The organism is Verrucomicrobiia bacterium (assembly GCA_019634625.1).
In the GTDB taxonomy this organism is placed as follows: domain Bacteria; phylum Verrucomicrobiota; class Verrucomicrobiia; order Limisphaerales; family CAIMTB01; genus CAIMTB01.
Genome location: JAHCBA010000008.1, coordinates 51,778 through 72,384, shown reverse-complemented (window position 1 = coordinate 72,384; position 20,607 = coordinate 51,778). Strand labels below are relative to the sequence as shown.

15 protein-coding genes are annotated in these 20,607 nt (G+C 66.4%); 7 read left to right on the top strand and 8 right to left on the bottom strand.

Annotation, left to right across the window (positions count from 1 at the left end):
- Window positions 1–30: 30 nt before the first annotated feature.
- Window positions 31–945 carry a lipoyl synthase gene (lipA, locus tag KF833_06780; GenBank protein MBX3744998.1) on the top strand — a complete coding sequence of 305 codons (915 nt, stop codon included), beginning with the start codon at window positions 31–33 and terminating at the stop codon, window positions 943–945.
- A gap of 17 nt (window positions 946–962) precedes the next feature.
- On the opposite strand, the gene KF833_06775 is transcribed toward lipA, so the two are convergent.
- A complete protein-coding gene (locus tag KF833_06775) occupies window positions 963–2,453 on the bottom strand; it encodes a sulfatase (GenBank protein MBX3744997.1) in 1,491 nt (496 codons plus the stop codon).
- Window positions 2,454–2,894: 441 nt separating this feature from the next.
- Here KF833_06775 and mutY point away from each other — a divergent pair, with 441 nt between their 5' ends.
- Complete coding sequence (gene mutY, locus KF833_06770) at window positions 2,895–4,013, top strand: A/G-specific adenine glycosylase (GenBank protein MBX3744996.1); 1,119 nt, start codon at window positions 2,895–2,897, stop codon at window positions 4,011–4,013.
- Here the strand turns inward: mutY and KF833_06765 are convergent.
- Both KF833_06765 and KF833_06760 read right to left on the bottom strand, forming a co-directional pair.
- A complete protein-coding gene (locus KF833_06765) occupies window positions 3,955–4,572 on the bottom strand; it encodes a gamma carbonic anhydrase family protein (protein MBX3744995.1) in 618 nt (205 codons plus the stop codon). The genes mutY and KF833_06765 overlap by 59 nt on opposite strands.
- Window positions 4,573–4,698: 126 nt before the next feature.
- Window positions 4,699–5,175 carry a hypothetical protein gene (locus KF833_06760; protein ID MBX3744994.1) on the bottom strand — a complete coding sequence of 159 codons (477 nt, stop codon included), beginning with the start codon at window positions 5,173–5,175 and terminating at the stop codon, window positions 4,699–4,701.
- Between the two features lie 104 nt (window positions 5,176–5,279).
- Here KF833_06760 and KF833_06755 point away from each other — a divergent pair, with 104 nt between their 5' ends.
- Window positions 5,280–6,215 carry an MBL fold metallo-hydrolase gene (locus KF833_06755; protein MBX3744993.1) on the top strand — a complete coding sequence of 312 codons (936 nt, stop codon included), beginning with the start codon at window positions 5,280–5,282 and terminating at the stop codon, window positions 6,213–6,215.
- Between the two features lie 243 nt (window positions 6,216–6,458).
- Window positions 6,459–7,655: an outer membrane beta-barrel protein gene (locus KF833_06750; protein MBX3744992.1), complete on the top strand. Its 1,197-nt coding sequence runs from the start codon at window positions 6,459–6,461 to the stop codon at window positions 7,653–7,655.
- A gap of 368 nt (window positions 7,656–8,023) precedes the next feature.
- Here the strand turns inward: KF833_06750 and KF833_06745 are convergent, their stop codons facing one another.
- From KF833_06745 to acs, 4 genes are all read right to left on the bottom strand, one after another.
- The gene (locus KF833_06745; GenBank protein ID MBX3744991.1) at window positions 8,024–8,812 is read right to left on the bottom strand and encodes a gamma-glutamyl-gamma-aminobutyrate hydrolase family protein; all 789 of its coding nucleotides are present in this window, start codon (window positions 8,810–8,812) and stop codon (window positions 8,024–8,026) included.
- Window positions 8,813–8,827: 15 nt separating this feature from the next.
- A complete protein-coding gene (gene argS / locus KF833_06740) occupies window positions 8,828–10,591 on the bottom strand; it encodes an arginine--tRNA ligase (GenBank protein MBX3744990.1) in 1,764 nt (587 codons plus the stop codon).
- A gap of 77 nt (window positions 10,592–10,668) precedes the next feature.
- A complete protein-coding gene (locus KF833_06735) occupies window positions 10,669–11,136 on the bottom strand; it encodes a PTS sugar transporter subunit IIA (protein ID MBX3744989.1) in 468 nt (155 codons plus the stop codon).
- 249 nt (window positions 11,137–11,385) lie between these two features.
- Window positions 11,386–13,398, bottom strand: a complete 2,013-nt coding sequence (acs, locus tag KF833_06730) for an acetate--CoA ligase (protein ID MBX3744988.1) — start codon at window positions 13,396–13,398, stop codon at window positions 11,386–11,388.
- 232 nt (window positions 13,399–13,630) lie between these two features.
- Here acs and KF833_06725 point away from each other — a divergent pair, with 232 nt between their 5' ends.
- Window positions 13,631–15,511, top strand: a complete 1,881-nt coding sequence (locus KF833_06725) for a potassium transporter Kup (protein MBX3744987.1) — start codon at window positions 13,631–13,633, stop codon at window positions 15,509–15,511.
- Between the two features lie 62 nt (window positions 15,512–15,573).
- Window positions 15,574–17,247 (top strand): AAA family ATPase, encoded by a 1,674-nt coding sequence (locus KF833_06720; protein ID MBX3744986.1) that lies wholly within the window; start codon window positions 15,574–15,576, stop codon window positions 17,245–17,247.
- A gap of 57 nt (window positions 17,248–17,304) precedes the next feature.
- On the opposite strand, the gene glmS is transcribed toward KF833_06720, so the two are convergent.
- Window positions 17,305–19,173 carry a glutamine--fructose-6-phosphate transaminase (isomerizing) gene (glmS, locus tag KF833_06715; protein ID MBX3744985.1) on the bottom strand — a complete coding sequence of 623 codons (1,869 nt, stop codon included), beginning with the start codon at window positions 19,171–19,173 and terminating at the stop codon, window positions 17,305–17,307.
- 144 nt (window positions 19,174–19,317) lie between these two features.
- On the opposite strand from glmS, the gene KF833_06710 reads away from it, so the two are divergent.
- A complete protein-coding gene (locus KF833_06710) occupies window positions 19,318–20,601 on the top strand; it encodes a glucose-1-phosphate adenylyltransferase (GenBank protein ID MBX3744984.1) in 1,284 nt (427 codons plus the stop codon).
- The last annotated feature ends 6 nt before the right edge of the window (window positions 20,602–20,607 follow it).

Here is a 20,607-nt window from a genome sequence, read left to right as displayed (position 1 = left end):
GGAGGGGGTTGGGGATAGGGTGGCGGCGCGATGACGACGTTGGAAGCGTGCGGGGCGGCCCGGCCCCGATTGCCGGAGTGGCTGCGGCTCCGGTTGCCCACCTCGAGCCGGTTTGCGCGGACGCGGAATCTGCTGGACGACCTGCGGTTGCACACGGTTTGCGAGAGCGCGAAGTGTCCGAACCACTGGGAGTGCTGGAGCCAGGGGACGGCGACCTTCATGATTGCGGGGGACCGTTGCACCCGGGCGTGCGGGTTTTGTGCGGTGAACACGGCCAAGCCGCTGGCGCTGGAGGAGGACGAACCGCGCCGTGTGGCGGAGGCGACGCACCGGATGGGATTGCGCCATGTGGTGATCACCGCGGTGGCCCGGGATGATCTGGGCGACGGCGGGGCGGAGCATTTCCGGCGTACCATTGAGGCGGTGCGGGAGAAGAATCCGGGGATTGTGGTGGAGGTATTGACGCCGGATTTTCAGGACCGGGACGACGCGATCGACCGGGTGTTGGCGGCGCGGCCGGACATTTTTAATCACAATCTTGAGACCGTGCGCCGTCTGACGCCGCAGGTGCGGCATCGGGCCACTTATGATCGTTCGTTGAGCGTGCTACGAAAGGTCCGGGAGCGGGCGGGAGACAGGATCTTCACCAAGTCCGGCATGATGCTCGGGCTGGGCGAGAGCGAGGACGAGGTGGCGGCGGCGATGTCGGATTTGCGCGTGGCGGGATGTGATCTGTTGACGTTGGGGCAGTATTTGCAGCCGACGCGGGAGCATCTGCCGGTGGTCGAGTTCGTGACCCCGGCCCGGTTCGAACAGTATCGGGAAATGGCCGAGGGGATGGGGTTCCGGCACGTGGCCAGCGGACCGATGGTGCGCAGTTCGTACCATGCGGGCGACGTGGTGCTGCCTTGGGCGGAGCCCGTGGAGAGGCGGGCAGTGCCGTGAGCGGGCCGGGGAAGGGGTTATTCCGGGACGGGATCGTTTCGGTGGATGGGGCGTCCCTCCCAGATGGCGATGTCCTGGTTGGGATCGTAGGTGAGGATGCGATGGGCACTGCCTTCGGCGGGCGGGGCGTCGAGGCGCGGCAACCAGCGGCGATGGGCGGCGAGAAGGTCGGCGAATTGGGGGTCGGAGGCGAGATTGGTCCATTCGGCGGGATCGGCTTGGACATCGTAGAACTCCTCGGTGCCGTCGGCGTAACGGATGTAGCGGTGGCGCTCCGAACGGACGGCATGATTGCCCTGGTTGTGGGACGTGATGGCCGGGCGGGACCGCGGGGCGTCGGGATCGCGCAGTTGAGGGACGAGGCTGAGTCCTTCGAGATCGGTGCGGGGATCGAGTCGGCACAGTTCGATCAGGGTGGGATAGAGATCGAGCAGTTCGGCCGGGCGTGAGGTTCGGGAATTGGCGCGGACACCGGGGCCGGCGATCAGGAGGGGCACGCGGGTGGACCTTTCCCAGAGGGTGTTCTTGCCGGTGATGCCCTTTTCGCCGAGGTGGTAGCCGTGGTCGCTCCAGAGAACGAGGAGGGTGCGGTCGGCGTGGGGGGAGGCATCCAGCGCGTCGAGGAGTCGTCCGACCTGGGCATCGATGAAGCTGACACAGGCGAGGTAGGAGCGGACCAGGTTGCGCCACTGGCCGTTGTCGCGGACCCAGCGGAGCCGGGGTTCGGGGAGTTGCCAGTGCAGATACCAGGAGAAGGGCGGGGTGTCGGCGCGGTCGCCCTCGTGGATGAGCGGCAGGAGGGAATCGTCGTCGGGATAGAGGTCGAACCAGGACTGGGTTGCGTAGCAGGGGACATGCGGCAGGAAGAAGCCGACGGCGAGGAAGAAGGGGAGGTCGGCGGCATGGGCGGTGAGTTGGTCGATGGCCCATGAGGCGACGCGGTGATCCTGCTTTTCGTCATCGCGGTGCGGAAAGACGCCCCAGTCCATGAGGGGATGGTTCCCCATGGGCGTGGGCGGAATGAGTTTGGAGGGCGGGGTGATCCCGATGCCTCCGGGCGGGCCCCAGACATCGAATTCGTGGGCGCGCTGTTCCGGTCCACCGACGCCACCGTGATAGACCTTGCCAGCGGCGTAGGTGCGGTAGCCGTTGGCTCGGAAGTGCTGGGGGAGGGTGACGCGATCGCGCCACTCCGGAAGGGATCGGAACCAGGGGGCCAGTCCGTACACGCCGGTGGTGGTGGGCCGCAGCCCGAGCATGAGGCTGGTGCGGGACGGATTGCACAGGGGAGCCTGGCAATGGGCGTTGAGAAAGGTCGTGCCACGGGCGGCGAGGCGGTCGAGGTGAGGCGTGCGGACGTGGGGGTGGCCTTTCAGAGGACCCACCCAGTCGTTCAGGTCATCGATGGCGATGAACAGGACGTTGGGCGGCGGCGGGACCGGGATGGCGGGAGCGGGGAAGGTGCCGGGGCAAAGCAGGAGCAGCGCGAGGAGTGACAGGCGCCGCAGGAGGGCGTTGAGGGCGTTGGACCGGCGGGGCATGCGGGAGGTTTTGACCCGCGGGGAGCGTGCTGCAAGCCATACTTCTTTTAATAGTTAGGCAGGCAATGTATTGTTGACCGACCGGCGACCAAGGCATCCATCACGGCTGGATGCGTCAACAATATAAGCCTGACTTTATGTTTAACTGCGCGGTTGGATGAACTTCTTGGGCGAGAGGGGCGGGCTGGAAGACATCGTCAACAAGTTAAGTCTGACCTACTATTTTGGGAGGCGGGGAGTGCGGGTTGGAGCAGGTTGGCAACAATAGCGGCCTGGCCGGCTATCCTGCTATTTTGGCGGTTCAGGTGATCCTCATACCCCGTTCATTGCGGGATCTACTCCAGCCGGTGGACGGCGACTGAGGAGCGAGGCCGGAGGTTACGCCTCGGAGGTGCGGAGGGAGGGGACTTGGCGGCGACGGGGTGGGACCGCGAGGGTGGGCGGGTGACTTGGGAGCGGGACATGATCGTGCGGTTGCTGGACTGGTTCGCGGTCGAGGGACGGGATCTGCCGTGGCGGGGGAGCCGGGATCCGTACGCGATCTGGATTTCGGAGGCGATGCTGCAGCAGACGCAGGTGAAGACTGTGATCCCGTACTGGCAACGCTGGATGCGGGAGATGCCGGATGTGCGGAGCCTGGCGGCGGCGGCGGAGTCGCAGTTGCTGAAGTTATGGGAGGGCCTGGGTTATTACCGGCGGGTCCGGCACCTGCAGTCCGCGGCCCGGCGCATGGTGGAAGAATTCGGGGGGGCGGTGCCCAGTGAGTTGGAGGCCCTGCGGTCGTTGCCTGGAGTGGGACGGTATACCGCGGGCGCGGTGGGGAGCATCGCCTTCGACCGGCCGTATCCGATTGTGGACGGCAATGTGATCCGGGTGCTGACGCGGTTGCGGGCGGAGACGGGGGATCCGCGGGAGCGGGCGGTGCAGGAGCGATTGTGGGCCGATGCGGAGGCGCTGGTGCGGATGGCACAAAGAACGCGGCGTCGAAGGGCGTGTTCGGATTTCAACCAGGCCCTGATGGAGCTTGGGGCGATCGTCTGCACGCCGAAGTCGCCGGATTGCGGGCGGTGTCCCGTCGCAGCGTGGTGCGCGGGCAGGGAGGCGGGGCGGCCGGAACGGTATCCAACGCGTGCGGTGAGGGTGCCCACGACGGCGCGGTATTACGTCGTGTTGATCGTCCGGGCGGAGGGACGCTACTGGGTGCGACGGCGTCCGTCGGGAGAAGTCAATGGGGGTCTGTGGGAGTTTCCGAATGGCGAGGTCGAGGATCCGGAGGCGGGACCCGAAAGGTTCCTCTCCGAAGCGGGACTTGGGCGGCGGGTAAGGGCGTCCGAATGGATGGTGGTCCGGCATGCCATCACGCGATACCGGGTGACGCAGAGGGCGTATCGGGTTGAGCTGCCGGCGGTTCCTGCCCGTACGAACGGGGGGGAATGGCGACGGTATTCTGAGTTGCGGGATTTGGCGTTCAGCAGTGCCCACCGTCGGTTGGTGCGGGCCCTGGGGGCGTTGGCGGAATTGGATTGAACGCAGGGTCCATCAGGGGGGCGCCGAGGTGGAGGCCGTGTTCGAGGTGATAGGCGGCATTGGCCACGTATTTCTCCGCCCAATAGCGCAGGCCGCGACGTTCCTCGCCGGTGAGCGTGCGGACGACGCGGGCGGGGGCGCCGAGGACCATGGAACCCGGGGGGATGCGGGATCGTTGGGTGACCAGGGCGTGGGCGCCGATGATGCATTGTTCGCCGATCTCGGCGCCGTCGAGAATGGTGGCGCCCATGCCGACGAGGCATTCGTCGCCGATGGTGCAGGCATGAACGATGGCGGAATGGCCGACGGTGACGTAGCGGCCGATGAGGGCGCCGTAGTCGTCAGCCAGGTGGACGACCGCGTTGTCCTGGATGTTGGAACCTTCGCCGACGACGATGCGGTGGATGTCTCCGCGGAGGACGGCTCCATACCAGACGCTGGCGTGATCGCCGAGGGTCACGTCACCGACCACGGTGGCGCCGCGGGCGATGAAGACATTGCGGCCGAGGCGCGGGGAGCTTCGGAGATGGCGTTCGAGCTGGGCGCGAAGCGAGTCCATGGGCGGGGGTGTACGACGGCGGGGCACGGGCGCCAACGAAAAACCCGCGCCTTGCGGCGCGGGCGGCAATGAAGAACCCGCGCCTTGCGGCGCGGGTTGATGGGTGGGTGTTTCGGGGAAGGGGGTTTACCAGCGGACGCCGATGCCGACGTGGATCTTGGGATGGGGATGGGGATGCGGGTGAACGATGACCGGAGGCGGATAGGCAACCGGGAAGGGGTGGACCACGACGGGAGGCGGGCAGGCGTAGACTGGCGGAGGAGTGACCACGACCGGGGCTGGATGCACGACGACGGGCGCAGCGTGAACGACGACCGGGGCGGGGTAGACGACGACGGGCCGGTGGCGGCGGCGCGGGGGCGGGGCGGAATAGACGACCACGGGGGCGGGGGCGGGGACCGTGACCGGGGGTTGGGCGGTGACGACGGTGGTGGTGTAGGTCACGGGCCGGTCGGCCGCGGAGGCGATGGCGGCACCGGCGACGGCACCGGCGACGAGGCCGCCGACGGCCCACCAGGCGGCATCACGGGAACTGGCGCGGGAAGTCATCGAAGCGGTGGAGAGGGCGAGAACGGTGAGACCGACGAGGGTTTTGGTGTTCATGGCGTTCTTCCGATTTTTTGCGCGGGTTGTGACGCCGGATGAATTGCGGTATTCAGGCCGGGGTGCGGCGGGGCGACTCCGCCGGCCGGCGGTTGACACCTGGCATGAGCAAATCGAGTTCGTCCCGAGCCCAACCGGAGCGTCCGCGCCGACGTCTTCCGCGGTCCTTCAAGGAACTGACTCCCAGCAACCACTTCAACCCGCGGACGTTCTTCCACCAGATGGTGTGGAAGGCGTTCCTGACGCGGCGGACGGGGACGACGAAGGAGCCGGTGTTTCCGCGGTTGGAGCACGGGCAGGTGGCGGTGACGTGGATCGGGCACGCATCGTTCCTGGTGCAGTTCACGGATCTGAACGTCCTGATCGATCCGAACTTTGCCAACTGGCTGTTCCTGTTGAAGCGACTGCGCCGGACGGGATTGAAGATCTCGGATTTGCCGCCGATCGACCTGGTGCTGCTGACGCACGCGCACTTCGACCATTTCCACAAGCCGACGTTGCGGCGCCTGCCGGAGCCCAGGATCGGGGTGATGCCGTGGGGGATGGGGGATCTGGCGCGGGGGTTGGGATTTCACAGGATCATCGAGTTGCAGTGGTGGGAGAGTTTCGGGCATGGGGACTGGAAGGTGACGCTGACACCGTGCCGCCATTGGGGGGCGCGGACGCTGCACGATCATCACCGGGGCTACGGGGGGTTCGTGCTGCAACACCAGGGGCGATCGGTGTATCACGCGGGGGACAGCGCGTATTTCGAGGGCTTCCGGGAGATTGGGCGGCAACTGGCTCCGCAGATCGCGCTGCTGCCGATCGGTGCGTACCATCCGGAGACCTTCAGGAAGGTGCACATGGGACCGGACGAGGCGGTGCGGGCCTTCCACGATCTGGGGGCGGCGTGGTTTGTGCCCATGCACTACGGGACGTTCAAGCTGTCGTTTGAGGATCTGGACGAACCGCCGCGGTGGCTGGCGGAATTGGCCCATCATCATGGCATGACCGACCGGGTGCAGGTACTTGAGGAGGGGATGCCCCACGTATTTTGAGCGGAGTGAGCGAGCAGGGTTGGGGGGGCTCCGGGGGCAACCCCTTGGCAGCAGCGGAGAAGGGGAGGCGGCGGACAAAAAAAGCCAAGAAAAAGCTGTTGTCCCGACGAAGCGGCTTTCCTAGTGTCGGCGCGATTAATGCACCGTCCGGTGCGAGCACCCGCATGGTCGCCAGGGGGCCGGACGCAAACCATGGGCGGCCACAACACACACCACAGTATCAATCGGAGGAATCTTATAGGTATGAACACCAATTTGCGCACGGCGGCCCTGGTGGCAGCCGGCATTGTCAGCGCCGGTTCCGTCGGGCACGCCGAGGAGGCGAGGATGAACCCGGTCGAGACGGCCCTGACCGCCACGACCATCAGTGGATATGTCAGTGCATCCACGTTCTACAACCTGGGCGACCGGGGGGAGAGACTGCCCGGCCGCTCGTTCGATGCGGAGGACAAGCTCAACAAGATCAACCTCGATGTGGTCAAGCTGAGCATCGAGAAGCCGCTGGACGAAGGCGACTGGTCGGCCGGCTACAAGGTCGATCTGCTGTTTGGTGCGGATGCGAACACCTACGGAACGTCACCCTCCTTCCCGAGCGGATCGAGTTCCTCGACGACGGGAACCGATTTCGGGATCAAGCAGGCGTACGTGACCTTGCAGACCCCGGTGGGCAACGACCTGATCGCCAAGGTGGGTGTGTTCGACACCATCATCGGGTACGAGGTGTTCGAGTCGGGGAGCAATCCGAACTACAGCCGTTCCTACGGGTACTTCATCGAACCGACGCAGCACACCGGGCTGCTGTTGAGCTACGCGCTGACGGACTGGCTGTCGGTCAACGGCGGCATCGCCAATTCCTACGATGCGCACATCAACGCGCCGGGGGTGGATTCGGGGGCAAACCGCCGTTTCGGGCTGCAGACCTACATGGGGTCGCTGGCCATCACGGCACCCGAGGGGTCCGGCTTCCTGGAAGGCTCGACGCTGTACGGCGGCATTGTGCACGGCCTGACCAGCACCGGAGATGACGACCGGCCGCGGACCTCGTACTACGCGGGTCTGACGGTTCCGACCCCGGTGGAGAACCTCGCGGTGGGTGCCGCGGTCGATTATCGCACCACCAAGCCGGCTCCTGGGGCCGAGGCGTGGGCGACGGCGATCGGCGGTTACCTGACCTACCAGATGTCGCAGCAGTTGAAGCTGGGTCTGCGGGGTGAGTACGCCGCGGGCACGGCCGGCACCTGGACGGGGACCAGCGCGATGAAGGAGCGATTCTTCGGGCTGACCACCACGGTGGATTACAGCCTGTGGGCGAATGTGCTCACGCGGCTCGAGTTCCGTTGGGACAACGATCTCAAGGGCGGCTCGAAGAACTTCGGGAACACGGCGGATCCGAAGGACAGCGCGTTCGTGGTGGGTGCGAACGTGATTTACGCGTTCTAAGGCCAGAGCGTCCCGAGTTTTTCAGACCCCTCCCTGCGGTGCCGTGGGGAGGGGTTTTGCTTTCGTCTGGACGAGGAAGGCCTCCCGAATCGGGGGGGGCGGCGAACGGCTTCTGTACTTGTTCTTGCCTTGGATTCTTCAATCAGCCCGGCAAGTCAATGAGCCCGGCAATCTAAGTTGACTACCGGCGACGATGTCACCCCCAGCAGATCAGGGGCGGGCCGGTTCGGGGTGTCAACAACTGGGAGCCTGACTATCTATATGCCGGCGAAGGATGGGCCCCCGCAAACGGGTCTGTAGGGTCAGTAGTGGGTCCGTTCTGAGGAGCCAAGCCGGGCCCCCGATGCGCGATTCGCCCACGCGCCGTTTCAAGGAGCGGAATGGCCAATGGATCCGGGCTTCGGACGGTCTCCGGTGGCGGTCCGGACAAAATGCAGGAAGAGGCGGGCGTGGACCGGGAATCGGTCGTAGAGGCGTTCCGGGTGGAACTGGACGGCGAGGAGGAAGGGCAGGGCACCGGCGGCATCCGACACGAGCTCGAGGGCCTCGATCACGCCGTCGGGGCTGCGGGCCGAGACGCGCAGGGGCGGGGCGACGCGACCGGCAGCCTGGTGATGGGTGCTGTTGACGTCGAGACGCCGGCAGCCGAGCACGTGGTCGAGGAGGGAACCGGGTTCAATGTCGACGGGGTGGACGGGTTGGAAGCGTTCCGCCTGGCGGTTGTGACCGGGTGCGCCGGGGTGTTGGAGGGGGAGATCGACGATCAGATCGCCGCCCAGGAAGACGTTGAGCATCTGGAGGCCGCGGCAGATGGCGAGGAGCGGTTTGCGCTGCCGGAAGACCTCATGGAGGACCAGCGTTTCGAAGAGGTCGCGTCCGCCCTCGGCGGGGACGACGGTGGCCTGGAGGTGGGGCGGCAGCGGGTTGGAATGGAGGTGGGGATGGATGTCATCGCCACCCGAGAGCATCACGGCATCGGCCTGGGCGACGGCGTCGCGGACGGCGGCGGGGTCGGGGAGGCAGGGAAGGATCCAAGGGAGGGCGCCGGCGTCGAAGAGGGCGCGGGTGTAGCGATGGGACAGGCTGACGCCCGGATCGGGGAACTCGGAGCCGGCGGCCTCGGTATGGGGGGTGACGAGTATGGTGGGGCGCGGCATGGAGCGCGGGCCGGGCTACATACGTTCGAGGGTTTCGATCCCGAGGAGGTGGAGACCTTCGCGGAGGACGCGACCGCTGACGTCGCAGAGGGCGGCGCGGGAGGCGCGGACGGCGGGGTCTTCGGCCTTGAGGACGGGGCAGTTTTCCCAGAACTGGGAAAAGCGGCCGGCGAGGTCGTAGAGATAATTGCAGAGGAAATTGGGCCGGGCATCGGCGGCAACGGCCTCGAGGGTATAACCGAAGTTGACCAGGTGGCGGGCGAGGGCGAGTTCCTCGGGGGCTTCCAGGAGGAGGGCAGGCGGGATGTCGGCGGGGGAGGGGGCGGCGCCTTTGCGCTGGAGGCTGCGGGTGCGGGTGTAGGCGTACTGGAGATAGGGGGCGGTGTTGCCGTTGAGGGCGAGAAGTTTGTCCCAACTGAAGACGTAATCGCTCTGGCGATTGGGGAGGAGGTCGGCGTAGCGGACGGCACCGAGGCCAACGACGCGGGCGATGGCGCGCTGTTCGTCGGGGGGCAGGTCGGGATTCTTGGCGACGACGATCTGGAGGGCACGTTCCTCGGCTTCATCGAGGAGGTCGGCGAGTTTGACCGTATCGCCGGAGCGGGTTTTGAAGGGCTTGCCGTTTTCGCCGAGGATGGTGCCGAACCAGATGTGATCGAGGCGGACGGTGGCGTCGGGGTGCCAGCGGCGGAAGGTGGCGAAAAGTTGACGGAAGTGGAGCTGCTGGCGGCCGTCGGTGACGTAGAGGATGTCGCTGGGGTTCCAGGTGTGGAGCCGGTATTCGAGGGTGGCGAGGTCGGTGGTGGCGTAGTTGAAGCCGCCGTCGGACTTGCGGATGAGGAAGGGGTTGGGCTGCCAGGCGCCGTCCTTGTGGATCAGCCAGGGATCCTCCTTCGGGGGCAGGGAGTCGTCGGAGAACACGGCGACGGCGCCATCGCTTTCGCGGGCGAGGCCGAGGGCGAGGAGGCGTTCGACGACGGCGGGGAGCCGGGGGTTGTAGAAGCTCTCGCCGAGGGTGACATCGAAGCGGACGCCGAGGCGGGTGTAGAGGACATCGAACTGGGACTGGGAGAGGCGCTGCATTTCGCGCCAGAGGGCGAGGTTTTCGGGATCGCCGGACTGGAGCCGGACCAGTTCGGCGCGGGCCTGTTCGAGGACGGCGGAGTCGGCCTGGCTGCGCTGGTGGACCTCCTTGTAGAGACGCTCCATTTCGGCGACGGGATCCCGTTCGAGGGCTGGGCGGTCGAGGTGGTGTTTCCAGCCGACGAGGAGCATGCCGAACTGGGTGCCCCAGTCGCCGATGTGATTGTCGGTGATGACGTGGTGACCGAGGTGGCGGAAAACGCGGGCGAGGCAGTCGCCGAGGAACGTGGATCGGATGTGGCCGACGTGGAGGGGTTTGGCGACGTTGGGCGAGCTGAAGTCGATGACGACCGTCCGCGGCGGGCTGGCGGGGCGTGAGAAGAGGTGTTCCCCCCGGACGGCGGCGGCCATGGCGGCGCCTAGGGCGGCGGGTTGGAGGCGGAAATTGAGGAAGCCGGCGCCGGAGATCTGGACGGTTTCGCAGAGGTCGGTGACATCGAGGCGGGACTGGACCTCGGCGGCGAGTTCACGGGGATGGCGCTGGCGGGCCTTGGCGAGGGCCATCAGGGAGGTGGTTTCGTAGTCGCCGTGCTGGGGATTGGCGCAGGGTCGGAGGAGGACTCGTTCGAGGTCGGCATCGGGAAGGACGGAGGCGACGGCGGCGCGGAGACGATCCTGGAGGGTGACAATCAGCATGGAATCAGGGGAAGCGGGACTGGGAAGGACCCGGACGGGGGCGTCCCGGGGCGGGGGGGGGGGACGTCCGGGGGACGTCACTTTGCCGGGCGGATCGAGGCGATCACGCGGTACACCGTTTCGGCATCGGGAGCCTTGGCGAGGGCGGAACGGAAGTCGGCGTTATGAAGGTTCTTGGCGATGTTCGAGAGGGTATGGAGATGTTTCTGGAACTGGCCCTGGGGGACGAGGAAGAGGATGACCAGTTTGACCGGTTGATTGTCGAGGGCCTCGAACTGCATGCCCTGGGAGGAGCGGCCGAGGACGCCCACGACTTCGGAGATGAGGTCGGAGACGGCATGGGGAATACCGACGCCGAACCCGATGCCGGTGCTCATGGACTGCTCGCGCTTCTTGACGACCGCGGCGATGTCCTGGCGGTGTTCGGGGGCGATGCGGCCGGCGGTGACGAGTTGGTCCACCAATTCGTCGATCGCCTCCCAGCGATCGCTGGCCCGCATTTCGGGGATGATCTGGGAAGGGGATAGGATGTCCGCCAGGTGCATAGAGCCGGAACTCGCCCAGCGATTTGGGAGGAGGGCCATCCTCGATTCAAGCCGGAACTGGCCTCGGCGGCGAAGCGCGGTGCATCCCCAAGTTGTCGGTGAGGAGGCAGCCAATCGGAGGGACGAGCTCCGCGAGTCCTCATCCCAACGCACCACGTCGTTGCGGCCTCGTGGAACTCGGCCCTTCGAAGCGATACTTCGCGAAGTTCGCGCCTCTACCCACAACTCCGGGATGCACGGGGCGAAGCGCTACTCCGGTTCCTGGGCGAGGCGGGCGACAACCGAGAGATCCTCGAGGGTCGTGGTATCTCCCTTGATCTCGACGCCGGAGGCGACCTGCTTGAGGAAGCGGCGCATGATCTTTCCGGAGCGGGTTTTTGGGAGGGCCTCGGCGAAGCGGATGTCGTCGGGTTTGGCGACGGGTCCGATTTCCTGGGCGACGTGCTGGCGAAGTTCCTCGCGCAGTTCGTGTTTGGCGGGAATGCCGGTCTTGAGGGTGACGAAGGCGACGAGGGCCTGGCCTTTGAGTTCGTCGGGGCGCCCGACGACAGCGGCTTCGGCGACGGAGGGATGGGAGACGAGGGCGCTTTCCACCTCGGCGGTGCCGATGCGATGGCCGGCGACGTTGAGGACGTCGTCGATGCGGCCGACGATCCAGAAGTAGCCGTCCTCGTCCTGGCGGCAGCCGTCGCCGGTGAAGTAGCTGTGGGGGACTTCGGACCAGTAGGTTTGGCGGAAGCGTTCGGGATCGCCCCAGACGCCGCGGAGCATGGATGGCCAGGGTTTGCGGATGACGAGTTTGCCGCCGGCGTTGCGGGGCACGGCGCGGCCCTGGTCGTCCACGACCTCGGGTTGGATGCCGAAGAAGGGGAGGGTGGCGGAGCCGGGTTTGGTGGGGGTGGCGCCGGGGAGGGGGGAGATCATGATGGCGCCGGTCTCGGTCTGCCACCAGGTATCCACGATGGGGCAGCGTTTGCCGCCGATGACGGTGTGGTACCAGATCCAGGCCTCGGGATTGATGGGTTCGCCGACGGTGCCCAGGAGGCGGAGGGAGGAGAGGTTGTGTTTGGCGGGCCACTGGTCGCCCCATTTCATGAAGGCGCGAATGGCGGTGGGGGCGGTGTAGAGGATGGTGACGCCGTATTTCTCGACGATGCGCCAGAAGCGGTCGGGTTCGGGCCAGTTGGGGGCGCCCTCGTACATGAGGGTGGTGGCGCCATTGGCGAGGGGGCCGAAGACGACGTAGCTGTGGCCGGTGACCCAGCCGACGTCGGCGGTGCACCAGTAGACGTCCTCGGGGCGGAGATCGAAGACGAGGCGGGTGGTGAGTTTGGCGCCGAGGAGGTAGCCGGCAGTGGTGTGGAAGATGCCCTTGGGTTTGCCGGTGGACCCGCTGGTGTAGAGGATGAAGAGGGGGGCTTCGCTGTCGAGTTTGGCGGGGGGACAATCGGGGGTGACGTATTCGAGTTCGCGATGCCACCAGAAGTCGCGCCCTTCCTGCATGTGGATGTCGTTGTAGCAGCGGCGGAGGACGATGACGGTCTGGGCGCCTGCGGCGGGGCGCTGGCCATCGGCGTCCTCGAGGGCGAGGGCGTCATCGACGTTTTTCTTGAGCTGGACGATGGCGCCGCGGCGGTAGCCGCCATCGGCGGTGATGACGAGTTTGGCGCCGGAATCGGAGATGCGATCGGCGACGGAATGGGCGGAGAAGCCGCCGAAGACGACGGAGTGGACGGCGCCGATGCGGGCGCAGGCGAGCATGGCGATGGCGGCCTCGGGGACCATGGGGAGGTAGATGAGGACGCGGTCGCCCTTGGTGACGCCGTGGCGTTTGAGGACATTGGCGAAGCGGCAGACCTCGCGATGGAGCTGGCGGTAGGTGAGGGTGCGTTCCTCGCCGGGGCGACCGTCGGAGGCGGGTTCACCTTCCCAGATGATGGCGGCCTTATTGGCGACGGGGGTGTCGAGCCAGCGGTCGAGGCAGTTGGCGGCGAGGTTGAGGCGTCCGCCGGTGAACCATTTGGCGACCGGTTCCCTCCATTGGAGGACCTTCTTGAAGGGGGTGAACCAGACCAGTTCCTCGCGGGCGGTGCGGCCCCAGAACTTGTCGGGGGACTGGATGGATTCGCGGTAGAGCTTGCGGTAGGCGGTGAGGGACTTGATGTGGGCGCTGGAGGAGAAAGCGGGGTTGGGGGGGAAGACGCGGGCCTCCTGGAGGACGGAGGTGATGCCGACGGAAGGGGCGGGAGTTTTCTTGGGCATAAGCGACGTCGAGGACAGGCGGGGATGTTAGGGAGGACGGGGTGGGGTTGGTCAACGACGAGCGGTGTGCGGATTGACAAGGGGGGTGGGTTTCCGGCAGTACGCGCGGCGAGTTCCGATGCCGAAGGCGGGGGGTGAGGGTCGAGGGGGCCGCCGGGGACGGGTGCGGTTCCGCCATGGGGAACCGGGCCGGCCGTGGGGTTCTCCCGGGGGGGGACCGTCGGGCTTGGACATGATGATGAAGACCGATCGAACTCCGGGGCGCCAGGCGGGACTGGCGCTGGGGGCCCTGGGTGTGGTGTACGGCGACATCGGGACGAGCCCGCTTTACGCGATCCGGGAGTGTTTTCACGGGGCGCACGCGCAACCGGTGCGGGAGGACACGGTGCTGGGGGTGCTGTCGGCGGTGATCTGGACGCTGATCCTGATTGTCTGCGTGAAGTATCTGGGGGTGGTGACGCGGGCGAACAACCGGGGGGAGGGGGGGATCATGGCGCTGCTGGCGTTGACGTTGAGCCGGTGGCCGACGGGGAAATCGAAGACGCCGCTGCTGGTCCTGGGGGCGTGCGGGGCGGCGCTGCTGATCGGGGAGGGCATGATCACGCCGCCGATCTCGGTGTTGAGCGCGCTGGAGGGGTTGGAGGTGGCGACGCCGGAACTGGGGCCGTACGTGGTGCCGCTCACGGTGGCCATTCTGCTGGGGATTTTCACGATGCAACGGGTGGGGACGGGGCGGGTGGGGGGATGGTACGGACCGATCACGCTGGTGTGGTTTCTGACCATTGCGGCGCTGGGAGTGCGGGGGATCCTGGAGTCGCCCGGAGTGCTGCAGGCATTCGATCCGACGCACGGGGTGCGATTCCTGGTCCACCAGGGGTGGGAGGCGTTCTTCGTGCTGGGGGCTGTCTTCCTGACGGTGACCGGGGTGGAGGCGTTGTACGCGGACATGGGGCATTTCGGGATCGGGCCGATCCGGCTGGCGTGGTTCGGGCTGGTGTTTCCGGCGCTGCTCCTGAATTACCTGGGACAGGGGGCGTGGCTGCTGGCGCACCCGGAGGCGGCGGTGAATCCGTTTTACAGTCTGGTGCCGTCGTGGGGGTTGTACCCGCTGGTGGGGATGGCGACGGTGGCAAGCATTGTGGCGTCGCAGGCGATGATATCGGGGGCCTTTTCGATCACGCGGCAGGCGATGCAGCTGGGGTTTCTGCCGCGATTGATGGTGCGGCACACGTCCTCGACGGAACGCGGTCAGGTGTATGTGGGGGCGGTGAACTGGCTGCTGATGGTGGTGTGTGTGGGTCTGGTGGTGGGTTTTGGATCGTCGAACCGGCTGACGGCGGCGTACGGGATCGGGGTCTCGCTGGCGATCTTGCTGACGACCTTGATGCTGGCCTTGGCGGCGCGGCATGTGTGGGGCTGGCCGGCCTGGTGTGCGTGGCTGATGGCCGGGGCGTTTCTGGGGTTGGAACTGGTGTTTCTGGGGGCCAATTCGCTGAAGTTCGAGACGGGAGGGTGGTTTCCGATTCTGGCGGCGACGATGATGTACCTGGTGATGGCGACGTGGTTCCGGGGAAGGAAGGCGGTTCAGAAGGAGTTGTTCAGCGGGGCGCTGCCGCTGGGGATGTTTCTGGCGGAGATGGGGCGGAAGACGCCGTTGCGGGTGCCTGGAACGGCGGTGTTCATGACCAGCAATCCGGAAGGGACGCCCGGGGCGTTGCTGCACAATCTCAAGCACAACAAGGTGCTGCACGAGCGGGTGATTCTGCTGCGGTTTGCGGTGGGGGATGCCCCGCTGGTCGATCCGGAGGACCGGGTGCAGATCGAGGAGCTGTCGCTGGGGTTCTACCGGGTGACGGCGTTTTTCGGGTTCATGGAATCGCCGGATCTGCCGCAGGTACTGGCGGCATGCGACGAGGAGGGGTTGGAACTGGACCCGATGAAGACGACGTTCTTTCTGGGGCGGGAGACGATCCTGGCGACGCGGAAGTCGGGGATGGCGCCGTGGCGGAAGCGGATTTTCGCCCTGATGTCGAGGAATGCGCAGCAGGCGACCACGTACTTTCAGATTCCGCCCAACCGGGTGGTCGAGTTGGGGATGCAGGTGGAGATCTGAAGGGAACCAGGGGGCAAATGCGGGATGGCGCGGCGCGGGGTGCTGCGTAGATTGGCGGCGCGATGTGTCATGAGCGCGGTTCCGGTCCGATGACCCCCGAAGAGGTTCAGAAGCGGTTGCAGGAATTCATGCGGCAGAGCTTTCCGGGCTCGCCTCTGTTCGGGTTCAGCAAGCCTGAGGAACCTGCTGCGTCCGGAGGCGATGGCGGGAGCGAGGCGCCGGCGGAACCGGCGTTGGATTTGGAGCGGTTCCGGTTGAAGCCGCGGGAGGTGAAGGCGCACCTGGACCGGTTCGTGATCCGGCAGGACGAGGCGAAGAAGGTGTTGAGCGTGGCGTTGTGCGACCACTACAACGCGGTCCGGCAGGCGCTGGGCGGGAAGGAACAGCCGAACTACACCAAGCAGAACGTGATTCTGCTGGGGCCGACCGGGGTGGGGAAGACCTACCTGATCCGGAGCATTGCGGACTTGATCGGGGTGCCGTTTGTGAAGGCGGATGCGACCAAGTTTTCGGAGACCGGGTATGTGGGGGGCGACGTGGAGGACCTGGTGCGGGACCTGGTGCGGCGGGCGGATGGCGACATTGGGCGGGCGCAATTCGGGATCATCTACATTGACGAGATCGACAAGATTGCGGCGGCGAGCAACGTGAGCGGCCGGGACGTCAGCGGCCGGGGGGTTCAGACCAATCTGCTGAAGCTGATGGAGGAGACGGAGGTTCCGGCGCGGGGGCCGAACGACATTGCGGGGCAGTTTCAGGCGATGATGGAGATGTCGCGGGGAGGGCGGAAGCAGCCCTCGACGATCAATACGCGGCACATCCTGTTCATTGTGAGCGGGGCGTTCGGGGGATTGGAGAAGATCGTCGAGAAGCGGTTGCGCGAGGCGACCATCGGGTTTGCGGCGGCATCGCGGACGACGGTTCCGGACCAGGAGATTCTGGCGCAGGCGGAGACCCGGGACTTCGTGGATTTCGGGTTCGAGCCGGAGTTTATCGGGCGGTTGCCGGTGCGGGTGGTGTGCCATGCCCTGGGGGTCGAGGATTTGTACGAGATTCTGCGGTCGTCGGAGGGGAGCATTGTGCGGCAGATCGAGGAGGCGTTCGGGGCGTATGGCATCGAGGTGCTGTTCCAGGAGGACGGGTTGCGGCGGATCTCCGAGCGGGCGGGCGAGGAGAAGACCGGGGCGCGGGGATTGATGACGGTGTGCGAGCGGGTGTTCCGGGAGATGAAATTCGAACTGCCGTCGACGGCGGTGAAGCGGTTCGCCGTTTCCCGGGACCTGGTGGATGACCCCAAGGCGGCGCTGGCGGCGCTTCTGGCGGAGCAGGCGCGGGAGGAACGGGCGACACTGGGCGCGATCGTGCACGAGTTTGCCGAGCGGTTTGGGCAGTCGCACGGACTGACGCTGCGGTTCACCGAGGCGGCGGCGCTGGCCCTGGTCGAGGAGGCGCATGCGGCGTCGCGCCCGGTGCGGGATCTGTGCGCCGAGCGGTTCAAGGACTACCAGTTCGGCCTGAAGCTGATCGCGCAGAACTCGGGCCAGCGGACGTTTGAACTCGGCGAGGACGCGGTGCGACGTCCCGACCAGGTGCTCAGCGAGTGGGTGGTGGCCAGCTACCGGGGAAAGGCCGGCGCGGAGACGGCGACAGGGGTGTCAGGGCCCGGGACGTCCGAAGGCGGCGTGACGGAGTCGGGATCTGAATCGAAGGATGCGAAGCCGGGCGCCGCGGGGTAGGGGGAAGCATCGTCCGTTCCGTGGAGGAGGGGTGGACGCAGGGCCGGCGTGGGGGCATCACTCGACGGTGACGGATTTGGCGAGGTTGCGGGGTTTGTCCACATCGCAGCCGCGGGCGACAGCGATGTGGTAGGCGAGGAGTTGGAGGGGGACGACGGCGAGGAGGGGGACGAGGGGTTCGAGGGTGGGTGGGATTTGGATGATGTGGTTGGCGCGGCGGTGGATTTCGGAGTCGCCTTCGGTGGCGATGGCGATGACGGGTCCCTTGCGGGCCTGGATCTCGGCGACGTTGGCGAGGGTCTTTTCGTAGAGGCCGTCGCGGGGGATCACGAAGACGGAGGGGGTGCGTTCGTCGATCATGGCGATGGGGCCGTGTTTCATTTCGGCGGCGGGATAGCCTTCGGCGTGGATGTAGGAGATCTCCTTGAGTTTGAGGGCGCCTTCGAGGGCGACGGGGAAGTTGTACTGGCGGCCGAGGAAGAAGAAATCCTCGGCAGAGGCGTAGTTCAGGGCGACGTCGCGGATGGCATCGTTGCGGGCGAGGATGGATTCGACCTGGGCGGGGAGGGCATCGAGGGCGCGGAGGATCCGGGCGCCGTGCTGGGCGGAGAGCATGCGGATGCGGCCCATGAGGAGGGCGAGGGCGACGAGGACGGTGGTCTGGGCGGTGAAGGCCTTGGTGGAGGCGACGCCGATTTCAGGGCCGGCATGGAGGTAGATGCCGCCGTCGGCCTCGCGGGCGATGGTGGAGCCGACGACGTTGCAGAGGGCGAGGGCCTTGTGGCCGCGGCGGCGGGATTCGCGGAGGCCGGCGAGGGTATCGGCGGTTTCGCCGGACTGGGTGATGGCGAGGACGAGGGTGTGTTTGTCGAGGGGAGCGTTGCGGTAACGGAACTCGCTGGCGTATTCGACCTCGGTGGGGAGGTGGGCGAATTCCTCGAGGAGATATTCGCCGAGGAGGGCGGCGTGCCAACTGGTGCCGCAGGCGACGATGACGACGCGGTCCACGGCGCGGAGTTCGGCGAGGGACATGTTGAGTCCGCCGAAGCGGGCGGAGAGTTCCTCGCGGTCGAGGCGTCCGCGGAGGGCGTTCTCGATGGTGCGCGGCTGCTCGAAGATCTCCTTGAGCATGTAGTGGGGGAAGGAGCCCTTCTCGGCGGCGTCGGCGCTGAACTCGATCTGCCGGATCTGGGCCTGGGCGGTGTCGCGTCCGAGGTTGGCGAGCTGGAAGGACTCGGGGGTGACGGCGATGACGTCGTAGTCGTCGAGGTACACGGCCCGCTGGGTATGGGCGACGATGGCGCTGGCGTCGCTGGCGAGGAAGTGTTCGCGGTCGCCGACGCCAAGGAGGAGGGGGGAACCGCGGCGGGCGCCGACGATGAGGTCGGGGTGGTCGGCGGAGACGACGGCGATGCCGTAGGTGCCGATGACTTCCCGGAGGGCGGCCATGACGGCGGCGGCGAGGGGATGAAGTTTGCCGTCGGCGGAAGGGGGGGATTGGCGGAGGCGCTGGTAGTGGACGCCGACGAGGTGGGCGAGGACCTCGGTATCGGTTTCCGACTGGAACTGGTGTCCGGCGGCGCGGAGGCGGTCACGGAGGGAATCGTGGTTCTCGATGACGCCGTTATGGACGAGGGCGATGCGGCCGGAGGCATCGAGGTGGGGATGGGAATTGGCGTCGGAGGGGGGACCGTGGGTGGCCCAGCGGGTGTGTCCGATGCCCACGGAGCCGTCGAGGGGTTGTTCCTGGCAGAGGCGGGCGAGGCCGGTGTCGATGCGTCCGACGCGTTTGCGGATGTGGAGCTGGCCGGCGGCGGGGAGGCAGAGGCCGGCGGAGTCGTAGCCGCGATATTCGAGGCGGCGGAGGCCTTCGAGGAGGATGGGGGGCGAGGACTGGCGTCCGACGTAGCCGACGATGCCGCACATGGGGAGGGTGACTGGGGGATGACGGTGAAGGTTGGGTCAGTCGGGGAGCCTTGGCTTGCTCCGGACCGACGGGAGATGTTAGGAAACGGGCCCCGCCACGGCAAGCGCAGGCGGGGAACTATGCCTGCTCCACTCACCACCCGAATGCTGTCGGACCGGACCTTGTCGATCATCATGGGCGGCGGCCAGGGGACGCGCCTGTTTCCGCTGACCCGGGAGCGGGCGAAGCCGGCGGTGCCGTTGGCGGGGAAGTACCGGCTGGTGGACATCCCGATCTCGAACTGCATCAACTCGGGGTTGCGGCAGATCTATGTGCTGACGCAGTTCAACTCGGCCTCGCTGCACCGGCACATTTCGCAGTCGTACACCTTCGATAATTTCTCGGGGGGATTTGTGGGGATTCTGGCGGCGGAGCAGACGTTTGCGAGCACCTCATGGTACCAGGGGACGGCGGATGCGGTGCGGAAGAACATCAATCATTTCCTGAACCATTCGTTCGACTACGCGCTGATCCTGAGCGGGGACCAGTTGTACCGGATGAACTACCAGGAGATTCTGGCGCAGCATGAGGCGTCGAAGGCGGACATCACGGTGGCGACGATTCCGGTGACGCGGGCGGAAGCGCCGTCCTTCGGGATCATGCAGATCGGGCCGGGCGGGGAGATTGTGCGGTTCGTGGAGAAGCCGAAGGACCCTGCGGTGCACGATTCGCTGTTGATTCCGAAGGAGACACTGGCGCAGGTGGGAATCGCGGGGTCCCCGGAGCTGCTGCTGGCGTCGATGGGGATCTATGTGTTCAACCGGGACGTGCTGCTGCGATTGCTGGACAACGATCTGGCGGACTTCGGGAAGCACATCATTCCCGGGGTGATCGGCAAAGAGCGGGTGCAGTCGTATGTGTTTCAGGGGTATTGGGAGGACATCGGGACGATCCGGGCGTTTTTCGAGGCCAATCTGGACATCACCTCCGAGCTGCCGCGGTTCAACTTCTTCGACATGCAGCACCCGATCTTCACAAGGCCGCGGTTCCTGCCGGCGACGAAGATCAATGGCGGGCACATCGATCATGCGGTGATCTCGGATGGGTGCATCATCACCCGGGCGCGGATTCGCGAGAGTGCGATCGGGATTCGAAGCCTGATCTGGGAGGACACCGACCTGAACCGGGTGATCGTGATGGGCAATGACTACTACGAGTCGGCGGAGTCGATTCAGCAGAACCGCGAGGCGGGACGGCCTCCGGTGGGGATCGGGCCCCGGACGCGGATCGACAATGCGATCATCGACAAGAATGCGCGGATTGGCGCGAACTGCGTGCTGTCGCCGAAGGGGAAGGCCGACGACGTGGATCACCCGTTGTACTACATCCGGGACGGGGTGTTGGTGGTCCCGAAGAACGGGGTGATCCCGGACAACACGGTGATCTGACCGCTT

Excerpts from the sequence above, each read along its gene's own strand:
- lipA (MBX3744998.1), top strand. The coding sequence starts at position 31 with ATGACGACGTTGGAAGCGTGCGGGGCGGCCCGGCCCCGATTGCCGGAG.
- KF833_06765 (MBX3744995.1), bottom strand. The coding sequence starts at position 4,572 with ATGGACTCGCTTCGCGCCCAGCTCGAACGCCATCTCCGAAGCTCCCCG.
- KF833_06760 (MBX3744994.1), bottom strand. The coding sequence starts at position 5,175 with ATGAACACCAAAACCCTCGTCGGTCTCACCGTTCTCGCCCTCTCCACC.
- KF833_06755 (MBX3744993.1), top strand. The coding sequence starts at position 5,280 with ATGAGCAAATCGAGTTCGTCCCGAGCCCAACCGGAGCGTCCGCGCCGA.
- KF833_06750 (MBX3744992.1), top strand. The coding sequence starts at position 6,459 with ATGAACACCAATTTGCGCACGGCGGCCCTGGTGGCAGCCGGCATTGTC.
- KF833_06745 (MBX3744991.1), bottom strand. The coding sequence starts at position 8,812 with ATGCCGCGCCCCACCATACTCGTCACCCCCCATACCGAGGCCGCCGGC.
- argS (MBX3744990.1), bottom strand. The coding sequence starts at position 10,591 with ATGCTGATTGTCACCCTCCAGGATCGTCTCCGCGCCGCCGTCGCCTCC.
- KF833_06735 (MBX3744989.1), bottom strand. The coding sequence starts at position 11,136 with ATGCACCTGGCGGACATCCTATCCCCTTCCCAGATCATCCCCGAAATG.
- acs (MBX3744988.1), bottom strand. The coding sequence starts at position 13,398 with ATGCCCAAGAAAACTCCCGCCCCTTCCGTCGGCATCACCTCCGTCCTC.
- KF833_06725 (MBX3744987.1), top strand. The coding sequence starts at position 13,631 with ATGATGATGAAGACCGATCGAACTCCGGGGCGCCAGGCGGGACTGGCG.
- KF833_06720 (MBX3744986.1), top strand. The coding sequence starts at position 15,574 with ATGTGTCATGAGCGCGGTTCCGGTCCGATGACCCCCGAAGAGGTTCAG.
- glmS (MBX3744985.1), bottom strand. The coding sequence starts at position 19,173 with ATGTGCGGCATCGTCGGCTACGTCGGACGCCAGTCCTCGCCCCCCATC.
- KF833_06710 (MBX3744984.1), top strand. The coding sequence starts at position 19,318 with ATGCTGTCGGACCGGACCTTGTCGATCATCATGGGCGGCGGCCAGGGG.